The organism is Micromonospora sp. NPDC050686 (assembly GCF_040654475.1).
Lineage (GTDB): Bacteria > Actinomycetota > Actinomycetes > Mycobacteriales > Micromonosporaceae > Micromonospora.
In genome coordinates, this window is sequence record NZ_JBFAID010000001.1 from 140,851 (window position 1) to 153,900 (window position 13,050).

13 protein-coding genes are annotated in these 13,050 nt (G+C 72.9%); 9 read left to right on the forward strand and 4 right to left on the reverse strand.

From position 1 onward, the window contains the following. The first annotated feature begins 266 nt into the window (after nucleotides 1-266). The gene (locus AB0H57_RS00655) at nucleotides 267-1,841 is read left to right on the forward strand and encodes an amino acid permease (RefSeq protein ID WP_357501356.1); all 1,575 of its coding nucleotides are present in this window, start codon (nucleotides 267-269) and stop codon (nucleotides 1,839-1,841) included. Here AB0H57_RS00655 and AB0H57_RS00660 read toward each other — a convergent pair. Continuing rightward, a complete protein-coding gene (locus tag AB0H57_RS00660; RefSeq protein ID WP_357501357.1) occupies nucleotides 1,807-2,304 on the reverse strand; it encodes a YcxB family protein in 498 nt (165 codons plus the stop codon). The two genes, AB0H57_RS00655 and AB0H57_RS00660, sit on opposite strands and share 35 nt — an antisense overlap. Nucleotides 2,305-2,352: 48 nt before the next feature. Between AB0H57_RS00660 and AB0H57_RS00665 the strand changes: the two genes are divergently transcribed. Then, nucleotides 2,353-2,940: a DinB family protein gene (locus tag AB0H57_RS00665; protein WP_357501358.1), complete on the forward strand. Its 588-nt coding sequence runs from the start codon at nucleotides 2,353-2,355 to the stop codon at nucleotides 2,938-2,940. Nucleotides 2,941-3,028: 88 nt separating this feature from the next. Here the strand turns inward: AB0H57_RS00665 and AB0H57_RS00670 are convergent, their stop codons facing one another. Beyond that, a complete protein-coding gene (locus tag AB0H57_RS00670; protein WP_357501359.1) occupies nucleotides 3,029-3,229 on the reverse strand; it encodes a DUF397 domain-containing protein in 201 nt (66 codons plus the stop codon). A 205-nt stretch (nucleotides 3,230-3,434) separates the two neighbouring features. Here AB0H57_RS00670 and AB0H57_RS00675 point away from each other — a divergent pair, with 205 nt between their 5' ends. The 5 genes from AB0H57_RS00675 to AB0H57_RS00695 all read left to right on the forward strand — a co-directional run bounded on the left by AB0H57_RS00675 (nucleotide 3,435) and on the right by AB0H57_RS00695 (nucleotide 10,247). Beyond that, entirely contained in the window at nucleotides 3,435-4,799 is a 1,365-nt protein-coding gene (locus tag AB0H57_RS00675; RefSeq protein ID WP_357501360.1) for a glutamine synthetase family protein, read from the forward strand. A 113-nt stretch (nucleotides 4,800-4,912) separates the two neighbouring features. Continuing rightward, a complete protein-coding gene (locus AB0H57_RS00680) occupies nucleotides 4,913-6,268 on the forward strand; it encodes an aldehyde dehydrogenase family protein (protein ID WP_357501361.1) in 1,356 nt (451 codons plus the stop codon). Between the two features lie 5 nt (nucleotides 6,269-6,273). After that, nucleotides 6,274-7,041 (forward strand): 3-oxoacyl-ACP reductase, encoded by a 768-nt coding sequence (locus AB0H57_RS00685; RefSeq protein WP_357501362.1) that lies wholly within the window; start codon nucleotides 6,274-6,276, stop codon nucleotides 7,039-7,041. Then, nucleotides 7,041-7,811 carry a gamma-glutamyl-gamma-aminobutyrate hydrolase family protein gene (locus AB0H57_RS00690; protein WP_357501363.1) on the forward strand — a complete coding sequence of 257 codons (771 nt, stop codon included), beginning with the start codon at nucleotides 7,041-7,043 and terminating at the stop codon, nucleotides 7,809-7,811. The genes AB0H57_RS00685 and AB0H57_RS00690 overlap by 1 nt, the downstream gene beginning before the upstream one ends. 114 nt (nucleotides 7,812-7,925) lie before the next feature. Further along, entirely contained in the window at nucleotides 7,926-10,247 is a 2,322-nt protein-coding gene (locus AB0H57_RS00695; RefSeq protein WP_357501364.1) for a SpoIIE family protein phosphatase, read from the forward strand. Nucleotides 10,248-10,259: 12 nt separating this feature from the next. Here AB0H57_RS00695 and AB0H57_RS00700 read toward each other — a convergent pair whose 3' ends face one another. Then, entirely contained in the window at nucleotides 10,260-10,610 is a 351-nt protein-coding gene (locus AB0H57_RS00700) for an STAS domain-containing protein (protein ID WP_357501680.1), read from the reverse strand. A gap of 60 nt (nucleotides 10,611-10,670) precedes the next feature. Between AB0H57_RS00700 and map the strand changes: the two genes are divergently transcribed. Both map and AB0H57_RS00710 read left to right on the forward strand, forming a co-directional pair. Continuing rightward, nucleotides 10,671-11,528: a type I methionyl aminopeptidase gene (map, locus tag AB0H57_RS00705; protein ID WP_357501365.1), complete on the forward strand. Its 858-nt coding sequence runs from the start codon at nucleotides 10,671-10,673 to the stop codon at nucleotides 11,526-11,528. Continuing rightward, nucleotides 11,525-12,241, forward strand: coding sequence for a VIT1/CCC1 transporter family protein (locus AB0H57_RS00710; RefSeq protein ID WP_357501366.1), 717 nt, complete (start codon nucleotides 11,525-11,527; stop codon nucleotides 12,239-12,241). The genes map and AB0H57_RS00710 overlap by 4 nt, the downstream gene beginning before the upstream one ends. A 16-nt stretch (nucleotides 12,242-12,257) precedes the next feature. Here AB0H57_RS00710 and AB0H57_RS00715 read toward each other — a convergent pair whose 3' ends face one another. After that, a complete protein-coding gene (locus AB0H57_RS00715) occupies nucleotides 12,258-12,995 on the reverse strand; it encodes a nucleotidyltransferase domain-containing protein (protein WP_357501367.1) in 738 nt (245 codons plus the stop codon). Nucleotides 12,996-13,050: the final 55 nt, after the last annotated feature.

A 13,050-nucleotide genomic window follows, 5' to 3' on the forward strand; every position in this document is an offset into this window, starting at 1 on the left:
GCACGGGTGGCGCGGGACGCCCGAGGGGTACGGCGTCACGCCGTACGGGTGAGAGAGAGGTGGGCGTCCCGCGCCGGGCCGGGCGGTGCCGAGCGCCCGGGGCGGCCCGTCGCGAGCGGGCCGGCCAACGGGTTCCAGGATGCCCGCGCGGGGACGTGCCGGCAACGCAATTTGCGATTTCGAAACGACCGACGGATTGACCATCGTCAGCGGCGGGAGAAGACTCGGGCGCACGCGTACCGGGGATCGCCTCCAGGAGGTGTGCAGTGGCCACCACGCCCGTGCCGACCGCCGAGCAGCCGATGGACGACGACGCCCGCCGGCTCGCCGAACTCGGGTACAAGCAGGAGTTGCACCGCAAGTGGAGCGGCTTCTCCAACTTCGCCATCTCGTTCTCGATCATCTCGATCCTGGCCGGCTGCTTCACCACCTTCGGTCAGGCGTGGAACAACGGTGGCCCGGTCGCCATCTCCTGGGGCTGGCCGCTGATCTCGCTGTTCATCCTGATCATCGGCTTCTGCCTGGCCGAGCTGGTGTCGGCGTACCCGACGGCCGGCGGGATCTACTGGTGGGCGGCGAAGATGGGCCGCCCGGTGCACGGCTGGTTCACCGGCTGGCTCAACCTGATCGGGCTGGTCGCGGTCACCGCCTCGGTCGACTACGGCTGCGCGACCTTCCTCAACCTGACCCTGTCGGCGCTCTTCGACGGCTGGGCGGGGACGCTGAGCCAGGCGTTCGTGCTCTTCGTGATCATCCTGGCCCTGCACGGGCTGATCAACATCTTCGGGCACCGGATCATCGACGTACTCCAGAACGTCTCGGTCTGGTGGCACGTGGCCGGCGCCGCCGCCGTGGTCGCCATCCTGCTGCTGGTCCCGGACGACCACCAGAGCTTCCGGTTCGTCTTCACCGAGCGGTTCAACAACTCCGGCTTTGCCGACGGGGACGCCGGCGGGCTCACCTTCTGGTTCTACGTGCTGCCGCTGGGCTTCCTGCTCACCCAGTACACGATCACCGGCTTCGACGCCTGCGCGCACGTGTCGGAGGAGACCCGGGACGCCTCGCAGTCCGCCGCGCGCGGACTCTGGCGGTCCATCTTCTACTCCGCGGTCGGCGGCTGGATCCTGCTGCTGGCGTTCCTGTTCGCCGCCACCGACGTGGACGCGATCAACTCCGCGGGTGGCTTCTCCGGGGCGATCTTCGAAACCGCGCTCACCCCGTTCTTCTTCAAGACGGTCATCATCATCTCCACCATCGGGCAGTTCTTCTGCGGGATGAGCTGCGTGACCTCGATGTCCCGGATGGCGTACGCGTTCAGCCGGGACCGGGCGGTGCCCGGCTGGCGGCTCTGGTCCCGGGTGGACCGCAACGGCACCCCGGTCAACGCCATCATCGGGGCGACTGCGGCCGGGCTGGTGCTCACCCTGCCGGCCCTCTACCAGTCCGGCGGCGTGCCGGTGGCCTTCTACGCGGTGGTCTCGGTCGCGGTGATCGGGCTCTACCTCTCCTTCCTCATCCCGATCTTCCTGCGGCTGCGGATGGGGGACCGGTTCGTCCCCGGTCCGTGGACCCTCGGCCCGAAGTACAAGCTGCTGGGCTGGATCGCGGTGGTCGAGATCGCGATCATCTCGGTCTACTTCGTGCTGCCGATCGTCCCCGCCGGGGTGCCCGGGCACGCCGACTTCACCTGGTCGGCGGTGAACTACGCGCCGCTCGCCGTCGGCGGGGTGCTGCTCGGGGTGGCGGTGTGGTGGTGGGCCTCGGCCCGGAAGTGGTTCACCGGCCCCCGCCGCACCGTCGACGACGTCACCGAGGCTGGAGCAGTCCGCGATCGGTCATGAAGGCGCGCAGCGTCTCGTCGTCCCGATCGGACATCAGCCGGCGGGGGATCACGGTCGCCGGCATCCGGCCGACGTACACGATCCAGAACTCCGGGGTGTCCCGCACCTGGGTGACCCCGTCCCAGGCGATGCCGCCGGACTCCGTGCCGCTGCGCATCATGATGTTGTCGTCGGTGATGTCGTAGCCGCCCTCGACGGCGTAGCCACTGGAACGGCGCCGGGCACGCCACCGCACCCACGGCGAATACAGCATCGACAGCACGCCGGCCACGACCAGCGTCGTGCACAGCGGGGTGACCCGCTCGCCCCACGTGAACCCCCGGGTGACGACGAAGCCGATCGCCCCGGCCGCCGCCAGCGCCGCGCCGATGTAGCCGAACCGGCGCAGCCGGACACTGCTCAGCGCGGCGGCCACCCGGCCGGGGTAGGCGGGATCGGCCGGGACGTCGAAACGGATGTGCACGCCGAAACGATAGTGCTCGGCCCCGGCCGATGGGGAAGACTGGCCGGCATGGCTGAGCTGGACGATCCCAAGGCGGCGCTGCACCACTATCTGCGGGCGAGCCGCGACGACCTCGTGTCGAAGCTCGACGGGCTGACCGAACGCGAGGTCAGACTGCCTCGCACCGCGACCGGCAACAACCTGCTCGGCATCGTGAAGCACTGTCTCAACGTCGAGGCCGGCTACTTCGGGCCGACCTTCGGGCGCCGGTTCCCGACACCCGAGGAACTGGTCACCGATGAGGCGTTCGACGAGGACCCGCAGGCGGACTGGTACGCGCGGGAGGACGAGACGAAGGACGGGCTGATCGACCTGTACCGCCGGGTCGGGGCGTTCGCGGACGAGACGATCGCGCAGCTGCCACTGGACGCGCCGGGGCAGGTGCCGTGGTGGCAGCCGGGCGGGCCGGTGACCCTGCACCGGATCATCATCCACGTCATCACCGACGTGGCCCGCCACGCCGGTCACGCCGACATCCTCCGCGAGCAGCACGACAACGCGGTCGGCTGGCAGGGCGACAACGGCAACATCCCCGACGGGTACGACTGGCCGGCGTACGTCGCCAAGCTGACGAAGCTCGCCGATCGCTTCGGATAGCGCACGGTCCCGTCGGTCATCCACGACGCGCGACACGAGAAGGTCCTCCCGCCTGACGGTGGGAGGACCTTCCGGGTTGCGGTCTGGGTCAGGCGACGGGGCCGATCTGCTTGGCCAGGTCGACGAACGACTGCCAGGACGAGGGGGTGAGGTGGAGGGTGCCGCCCTCGCGGTCCTTGGTGTCGCGCACCAGCACCACGCCGGGCAGGTTGTCGGCGACCTCGACGCAGGACCCGCCGTTGCCGCCGGACTTGGTCGACTTCCGCCACCGCGGGGTGGTTACGTCCATGACTTCGCCACTTCCTTGATCAGCTTGCAGCTCAACCCCGAGCACGCCCCGGACCTGCACCGCCGCTTCCTGGCCTGGGCGCGGGTTCGCGACTGAGCGGGCCGCCCGCGGGCCGCCGGACCGGGCGGTTGCGTTTGCCGGGGTGTCCGAAGCGGGCATTGACGGTGATCCGTCAAGCCGGTAGATCTTGTGATGGAGGCCGCCGATGAGGAAAGCTCCGCTCACGCTGGAACAGCTCCGCGTCGCCGTCTCCGACGGCGAGATCGACACGGTGGTGCTCGCCCTCACCGACATGCAGGGCCGGTTGCAGGGCAAACGGTTCCACGCGCCCTTCTTTCTCGACCAGGTGGTCGGGCACGGCAGCGAGGGCTGCAACTACCTGCTCGCGGTGGACGTGGACATGAACACCGTCGACGGGTACGCGATGTCGAGTTGGGAACGCGGCTACGGCGACTTCGCCATGCGGCCCGACCTGGCCACGCTGCGACGGATGCCCTGGCAGCCTGGCAGCGCGCTGCTCCTGGCCGACCTGGAGTGGCTGGACGGCTCCGGCCCGGTGGTCGCCTCGCCCCGGCAGATCCTGCGTCGGCAGCTCGACCGGCTGGCCGCCCACGGGCTGACCGCGTACGCCGGCACCGAGCTGGAGTTCGTGCTCTACCGCGACTCGTACGAGGACGCCTGGCGGCGCGGCTACCGCGACCTCACCCCGGCCAACCAGTACAACGTGGACTACTCGCTGCTCGGCACCGCCCGGGTGGAGCCGCTGCTGCGCCGCATCCGCACCGAGATGGCCGGCGCCGGGCTCACCCCGGAGTGCGCCAAGGGCGAGTGCAACCTCGGCCAGCACGAGATCGCCTTCCGCTACGACGAGGCGGTGGCCTGCGCCGACCACCACGTGATCTACAAGAACGGGGCCAAGGAGATCGCCGCCCAGGAGGGCGTGTCGATCACCTTCATGGCCAAGCCGAACGACCGCGAGGGCAACTCCTGCCACATCCACTTCTCGCTGCGCGACGCCGACGGCCGGTCGGCGATGCTCGGCGACGGGCCGGCGCACCTGTCGGCCACCGGGCAGCGGGTGCTGGCCGGGCTGCTGGCCACCATGCGCGAGTTCAGCGTGCTCTTCGCCCCCAACATCAACTCCTACAAGCGCTACCAGCCGGGCTCGTTCGCCCCGACCGCGCTGCGCTGGGGCACCGACAACCGCACCTGTGCGCTGCGTCTGGTCGGGCACGGGCAGGGGATGCGGGTGGAGAACCGGGTGCCCGGCGCGGACGTCAACCCGTACCTGGCGATCGCCGGGCTGGTCGCCGGCGCCGTGCACGGCATCGAGGCCGAGCTGGAGCTGGGTGACGAGTGCACCGGCAACGCGTACGACGATCGGGCCGCCGAGCGGGTCCCCGGCACCCTGCGCGACGCGCTCGCCCTCTGGCAGGACTCCGACCGGGCCCGGGCGGCCTTCGGCGACGAGGTCGTCGCCCACTACGCCAACAACGCGACGGTCGAGCTGGCCGCCTTCGACGCCGCCGTCACCGACTGGGAGCTGACCCGTGGCTTCGAACGCCTCTAACCCACCCCACCCGGATCTCGCCGTCGATCATGGACTTGTGGCGCCCGGTTCGCCCCGATGGCGGCGTATGTTCGGTGCCACGACTCCATGATCGGCGAGGGGGGGTGGGGCGCGTGAGTGAGGTGCGGAATCCGGCGACCGGGGAGGTCGTGGCGGAGGTGGTGGGGGCGTCCATCGAGGAGACGGACGGGGCGATCGGGCGGGCGGCGCGGGCGTACGAGTCGTGGCGGAGGGTGGCGCCGGGGGATCGGGGGCGGCTGCTGCGCCGGTTCGCCGCGGTGGTGGACGACCACCTGGAGGAGCTGGCCCGGCTGGAGGTACGCAACGCCGGGCACACCATCGGCAACGCCCGCTGGGAGGCGGGCAACGTCCGGGACGTCCTCGACTACTACGCGGGCGCGCCGGAACGGCTGACCGGACGCCAGATCCCGGTGCCGGGCGGCCTCGACGTCACCTTCCACGAGCCGCTCGGCGTGGTCGGGGTGATCGTCCCGTGGAACTTCCCGATGCCCATCGCCGGCTGGGGTTTCGCCCCGGCGCTCGCCGCCGGCAACACGGTGGTGCTGAAGCCGGCCGAGCTGACCCCGCTGACCGCGCTGCGCCTGGCCGAGCTGGCCCGCGAGGCGGGCCTGCCCGAGGACGTGTTCACCGTGCTGCCCGGGCAGGGGAGCGTGGTGGGCGAGCGGTTCGTCACCCACCCGGCGGTGCGCAAGGTCTGCTTCACCGGCTCCACCGAGGTCGGCACCCGGATCATGGCCGGCTGCGCCGCGCAGGTGAAGCGGGTCACCCTGGAGCTGGGCGGCAAGTCCGCCAACCTGGTCTTCGCCGACGCCGACCTGGCGAAGGCGGCGGCCAGCGCGCCGTCCGCGGTCTTCGACAACGCCGGCCAGGACTGCTGCGCCCGGTCCCGGATCCTGGTCCAGCGCCCGGTGTACGACCGCTTCCTGGAGCTGCTCGAACCGGCCGTACGGGCGTTCCGGGTCGAGGACCCGGCGGCCGAGACCGCCGAGATGGGCCCGCTGATCTCCGCCGGCCACCGGGACCGGGTCGCCGGCCACGTCGACGGCGCGCGGGTCGCCTTCACCGGCTCCCGTCCCGACGGGCCGGGCTTCTGGTACGCCCCGACCGTGCTGCTCGCCGACTCCCCGGCGGACCGGCACTGGCGGGCGGAGATCTTCGGCCCGGTGGTGTCGGTGCTCCCGTTCGACGACGAGGCGGACGCGATCCGGTTGGCCAACGACACCGAGTACGGCCTCTCCGGCTCGATCTGGACCCGGGACGTGGGCCGGGCGGTGCGGGTGGCCCGGGCGGTGGAGGCGGGCAACCTCAGCGTCAACTCGCACTCCTCGGTGCGCTACTGGACCCCGTTCGGCGGGATGAAGCGCTCCGGGCTCGGCCGCGAGTTGGGCCCGGACGCGCTGCACGCCTTCACCGATGTCAAGAACGTCTTCATCAGCACCGAGGAGTGAGCGCAGTGCAGGGTCGACTGACGGACCGGGTCGCCGTGGTGACCGGCGCGGGCAGCGGGATCGGGCTGGCGACCGTGCGGCGGTTCGCCGCCGAGGGGGCGCGGGTGGTCTGCGTGGACATCGACGCCGAGGCCGGCGAGCGGGCCGCCGCCGAGGTGGGCGGGGAGTTCGTCGCCGCCGACGTGGCCGACGAGCCGGCCGTGCGGGCCCTCTTCGACGGGGTGGTCGAGCGGCACGGGCGGGTGGACGTGGCGTTCAACAACGCCGGGATCTCCCCGCCCGACGACGACTCGATCCTGGAGACGGGGCTGGACGCCTGGGAGCGGGTGCTGCGGGTCAACACCACCAGCGTCTACCTCTGCTGCAAGCACGTCATCCCGCACATGCGCCGGCAGGGCAAGGGCTCGATCATCAACACCGCGTCGTTCGTGGCGCTGATGGGCGCGGCCACCTCGCAGATCGCGTACACCGCGAGCAAGGGCGGGGTGCTGGCGATGACCCGGGAGCTGGGCGTGCAGTTCGCCCGGGAGGGGATCCGGGTCAACGCGCTCTGCCCCGGCCCCGTCGCCACCCCGCTGCTGCTGGACCTCTTCGCCAAGGACCCGGAGCGGGCCGCCCGCCGGCTGGTGCACGTGCCGATGGGCCGGTTCGGCGACCCGGCGGAGATCGCCGCCGCGGTGGCCTTCCTGGCCAGCGACGACGCCTCCTTCATGACCGCCGCCCAGTTCGTCGTCGACGGCGGGATCACCGGCGCCTACGTCACCCCGCTCTGATGCCGCGGCGGCCGGTGATCGGGATCACCGCGTACGTCGAGCCGGCCGGCTGGGCGGTGTGGCGGGACGTGCCCGCGGTGCTGGTGCCGGAGGCGTACGTCCGGGCGGTGGCCGCGGCCGGCGGCCGGGCCGTGGTGCTGCCACCGGACGACACCGACGCCGACGTGCTGCGGGCGCTCGACGGGCTGCTCGTGGCCGGCGGCGCGGACGTCGGCCCGCAGCGGTACGGCCGGCCGGTCGATCCGCGCACCGAGTCCCGCCCGGATCGGGACGCCGGCGAGCTGGCGCTGCTCGCCGCCGCGCTCGACGCCGACCTGCCGGTGCTCGGCGTCTGTCGGGGGATGCAGCTGCTGGCGGTCGCTTGCGGCGGGACGCTGCACCAGCACCTGCCCGACCTGGTCGGTCACGACGGGCACCGGCCGGCGCCCGGGGTCTACGGCGGGCACCCGGTCCGGTTCGCCGCCGGCAGCCTCGCCGCCGCCGTGATGGGCCCGGCGGGCCGGGTCAACTCCTACCACCACCAGGGCGTCGACGACCCGGGCCGGCTGACGGTGAGCGGCTGGGCGGACGACGGGGTGGTCGAGGCGCTGGAGGATCCGGCCCGCCGGTTCGTGCTGGGCGTGCAGTGGCACCCGGAGGTGGGCGGTGATCCCCGGCCGGTGACCGCCCTGGTCCGCGCGGCGCGGGGCGAGCCGGTCGTCGCCGACGCCGCAAGCGACCTGTGGGAACCGCGCCCACCGGCCGGTGACACCCGGACGACAGGTAGGTAACCGGCGCCCTTCGGTCGAAATACGTTACGTTGCTGGCCCGTCCGGGTACATGGGCGGACGCGGCGAGAGGACCATCGTGGTCCGTCCGCCCACGAGGCCGGAGCGGGAGGCTGCATGAGCTCGGCTCTGGGGGGCGAGGACGGCGGAGGGCCGTCCCCGGCGAACGGCCGGCCGGCTTCCACCGTGCTCCCACCGCTGCTCGCCGCCACCTTCGCCGCGTCCGGTGAGATGGGCCGCCGGCTGGCCGAGTTCGACCGGTCCGCCACCCGGTTCGGCCACCCCGCCGACTGGTCCCCGGCGCTGCGGCACGCGATGAGCCTGATGCTCGGCTCCCGGGCGCAGATAGTGCTCTTCTGGGGCGACGAGTACCACGCCTTCTACAACGACGCGTACCTGCCGACGATCGGCAGCAAGCACCCCGACGCGCTGGGCCGGCCGGCCCGGGAGCACTGGGTGGAGACCTGGGACATCCTCGAACCGTTGCTGGACGGGGTCCGGGGCACCGGCGAGCCGTACCGCGGCCAGGACCACCCCTTCGTCCTCGACCGGTACGGCTTCCTGGAGGACGTCTACTTCGACATCTCCTACGACCCGGTCCGTGACGACGACGGTTCGATCACCGGCGTGTTCTGCTTCGTGAACGAGACCACCGGCCGGGTCCTCGGCGAGCGGCGGCTGCGCGCCCTCGCCGAGCTCGGCTCCGAGTTGGCGGACGTACGCACCGACCAGGAACTGGCCGAGGCCGTCGTCCGGGTGCTCGACGGGCACCGGGCCGACGTGCCGTTCGCGCTGCTCTACCTGCGCGACGCCGGCGGGCGGCTGACCCTCGCCGGCGCGAGCGGGGTGCCGGGGCGGCAGGTGGCCGGAGAGCCCCCGGCGATCGTGGCGCGGGTCGCGGCGGGGTCCGTCGAGGACGGCCGGGTCGGCGTCGAGGAACTGCTCGGCGGGGAGCCGCCGGACGCCGGCGCGGAGGCGCTGGTGCTGCCGCTGACCGCCATCAACGAGCCGGCCGGCGCGCTCGTCGTCGGGCCGTCCTGCCGGCAGCGGCTCACCGACGAGTACCGCGACTTCTTCGACCTGGTCGGCGCCCAGATTTCCCGGGCGGTCGGCAAGCAGCAGGCGTACGAGCAGGAGCGCGCCCGGGTGGCGGAACTGGCCGCGCTGGTCCGTGAGCTGGTCGACATGCACGGCGGGCGGGTCATCCGCCGGCTCCGGGGGCTGGCCGACGCGGCGGTCGCGGTGAACACCGCCCCGTCCACCGCCGACGTGGTGCGGGTGGCCGCCGAGCACGCGCTGAGCCTCGCCGAGGCGGCCCGGGTGACGATCAGCACCGCCACCGGCGCGCGGCACGAGGCCGAGCACCGCATCGCCACCACCCTGCAGCACAGCCTGCTGCCCCGGTCGCTGCCCCAGCTGCCCGGCGCGGTGATGGCCAGCCGGTACCTGCCGGGTAGCGCCGACGTCGAGGTCGGCGGCGACTGGTACGACGTGATCGGGCTGGACGACGACGAGCTGGTGCTGGTGATCGGCGACGTGGTCGGCAAGGGCGTGCGGGCTGCCGCGGCGATGGGCCAGCTGCGCAACACGCTGCGGGCGTACGTGCTGGAGGGTTTCGACCCCGGGCTGTCGCTGACCCGGCTCAACCGGCTGGTCGGCTCGACCGAGGGGCGGTCCTTCGCCACCATGGTCTGCCTGCACTTCAGTCCCCGTACCGGTCGGTTGCGGTACGCCAACGCCGGGCATCCGTCGCCCCTGCTCATCCGAGGAGATCACGTGGCGTTCCTGCATGACCGGGCGTTGGGCCCGCCGGTGGGGGCGATCCCGGACGCGGCGTACCGGACGGTGGAGGGGCGGTTGGCGCCGGGCAACCGGCTGCTGCTCTACACCGACGGCCTGTTCGAGGACCGGCGGATCGGCCTGGACGAGGCCCTCGACCAGTTGCGGGCGGACGCCAGCCGGCCCGGCGAGCACGTCAGCGACCTGGTCGACGCCGTGCTGGAACGGGTGGCCGGGCGGCCCCGGCACGACGACGTGGCGGTGCTCGCCCTGGAGGCGGCCGACCTGAACCGCTTCGCGCTGCGCCTGCCGGCGGATCCGAACCGGCTCACGGTGCTGCGCAGGCGGCTGGAGGACTTCCTGCTCGCGCACCGGGTGGGCGAGGCCGACCTGTTCGACCTGACGGTCGCCGTCTCCGAGGCGGCGGCCAACGCCATCGAGCACCCGGTCGCGCCAGCCGAGCCGACCATCGAGGTCGAGGTGACGATCGAGGACCGGACGGTGGTCGCCACGGTGCGCGACAGCGGCCGGTGGCGGGAGTCGACCGGCTCGGGGTTCCGGGGGCGGGGGCTCGCGCTGATCCGGGCGCTGGCCGAGGTGTCGATGGCGCGGACCGAGCACGGCACCGAGGTGACGCTGCGCCGGGAACTGCGGGACTGACCGGCCGCCGGGTCAGGCCGAGCGCAGCCAGCACTGGTCGCCCAGGCCGGAGATCTCCAGCACCCGGCCGACCTGCCGGGAGGGCAGCACGTTCAGCCGGTCGGGCAGCCGCTGCGCGAGTTGCAGCACCGCGTAGATCGCCGCCGAGTCGAAGAAGGTGACCGCCCGCAGGTCGAGCAGGACCTGCCCGGCGGGCTCGCGCAGGGCGCTCTGGAACATCGTGTCGGCGGTCGCCATGTCGACCTCGCCGGTCACCACCACCCGGAGCTGATCGCCGTCGAACTCCGTGCTCACGGAGAAGACGGGAGGCTCACCCCCTTGATCCACGCAGTCACAATGGCACAGGGCCCGGCGGGGCGGCAACAACTCCGCCGAGCCGGCGGTGGCGGGGGTCACGTCGCGCCCGGCGATAGGCTTGCGGCCATGAACGTCCGTGCGCCGCTCACCCCCGGCACGCTCTCCCCGTGGCGGCCGGTGCCCGCCCACATCCCCCGCCCGGAGTACGTGGGCAAGAAGCGCCCCCGGCCGTGGCAGGGGTCGCACGTGCAGACCCCCGAGACGATCGAGAAGATGCGGGTGGCCGGCCGCCTCGCCGCCCAGGCCACTCAGCTCGCGGGGGAGCACTGCAAGCCGGGGGTGACCACCGACGAGATCGACAAGGTGGTGCACGAGTTCCTCTGCGACCACGGGGCTTACCCGTCGACGCTGGGCTACCGGGGCTTCCCGAAGTCCTGCTGCACCAGCCTCAACGAGGTGATCTGTCACGGCATCCCAGACTCCACGGTGCTGGCCGACGGCGACATCATCAACGTTGACGTGACGGCGTACCTGAACGGCGTGCACGGCGACACCGACGCCACCTTCTGCGTGGGCGCGGTGAGCGAGGAGGCCCGGCTGCTGGTCGAGCGGACCCACGAGGCGATGATGCGCGGGATCAAGGCGGTCCGGCCCGGCCGCCAGATCAACGTGATCGGCCGGGTGATCGAGTCGTACGCCAAACGGTTCGGCTACGGGGTGGTCCGCGACTTCACCGGCCACGGCATCGGTGAGGCCTTCCACAGCGGGCTCTACGTGCCGCACTACGACAGCCCGCGACCGACCGACGTGATGGAGCCGGGGATGACCTTCACCATCGAGCCGATGATCACGATGGGCACCTACCAGTACGACATGTGGGACGACGGCTGGACGGTGGTGACCAAGGACCGGCGGTGGACGGCCCAGTTCGAGCACACCATCGTCGTCACCGACGACGGCTACGAGATCCTGACCCTGCCGTGACCGAGACCCCGGCGGCGCTGCGCGAGGCGCACCACGCGGACGTGTCCGGCGGCTGGCTGCGGCCGGCCGTGTTCGGCGCGATGGACGGCCTGGTCACCAACATCGCCCTGATCGCGGGCGTGGGCGGCGGCGGGGTGTCGCCGCGCAGCATCGTGCTGACCGGCACGGCCGGCCTGGTGGCCGGCGCGATCTCGATGGGGCTGGGCGAGTACACCAGCGTCCGGTCGGCCAACGAGCAGGTGGCGGCCGAGGTGGCCAAGGAGCGCCGGGAGCTGGAACGGCACCCGGAGGCGGAGGCCCGCGAGCTGGCCGACGCGTGGGTGGCCCGGGGGCTGCCGCGTGACCTGGCCATGCAGGTCGCCGTCGCGGTCGGCCGCAACCCGGAGGAGGCGCTGCGGATGCACGTCCGGGAGGAGTTGGGCGTCGACCCGGACGATCAGCCCAGCCCGTGGGCGGCGGCGATCTCGTCGTTCATCTGCTTCTCGGTGGGCGCGCTGGTGCCGCTGTTGACCTACCTGCTCGGCTTCACCAGCCTCTGGCTGGCGCTCGGCGTCGGCGGGGTGGGACTCTTCGTGGCCGGCGCGATCGTCGCCCGGTTCACCTACCGCCCGTGGTGGACCAGCGGACTGCGCCAGCTGCTGCTCGGCGCGCTGGCGGCCGGCGCCACGTACCTGGTCGGCACCCTGATCGGTATCCAGGGCGGCCTGGGCTGACGGGCCGCGCGGCGGGTCAGCCGTCGAGCAGGTCGTCGACGGTGCCGTCGACCGGGCGGCCCCGCGCGGCCAGCTCCTCGGCCTGCCGGCGCAGCACCGCGCCCACCTCGGTCATGTCCGCCCCGGCCAGCCCGGTGCGCCGCACCGCGTCGCCCGGGTCCCGGAAGTAGGTGCGGCTCATCAGCCCGGCGACGGTCGCCGCCGCCAGCCGGGCCTCGCCGAGCATCAGCAGCGCCTGGTCCGTCTCGTACCACTCGGCGAGGCGGGCGGCCCGGGCGTGCGCGGCGCTACCCCGGTACCAGGCCTGCCGGGCGGCGGTGCTGAACTCGGCCGGTCGGGCCCGGGCCAGCCGGGCGAGGTGCTCGTCGCGCAGGGTGCGCAGCCAGCCGGTGGGGTCGCGCAGCGCCCGGGTGGCCACGTACCGGTCGGCGGTGAGCGGCCAGAGCGGGCCGATCGTCCGGGCCTGCCGCAGGTAGTCCTCCGCGCCGGTGACGGTCAGGTCGACCAGCACCCCGTCCACCCGTCGGGTCGCCGGCGCGGGACCGGTGCCCGGCCGGTACGTCACCAGCAGCAGCCCCACCTCGCCGTCGCCGCCCCCGTCGTCGTCGCCGTGGGCGAGCGGGCCGTGCACCGCGACGGCGAGCAGGTCGGCCGGGAACCGGCGCAGCGCCGCGCCGGCCACCCGCTCCGCCACGGTCCAGCGCGGATCGTCCAGATCCGGCCCGGTGCCGAGCCCGGTGCTGATCCCGTCCATCCGCATCCTCCCGAGGCCGGCGCGGCCGGCGCCACCACCCTAACCGCGCGACGCC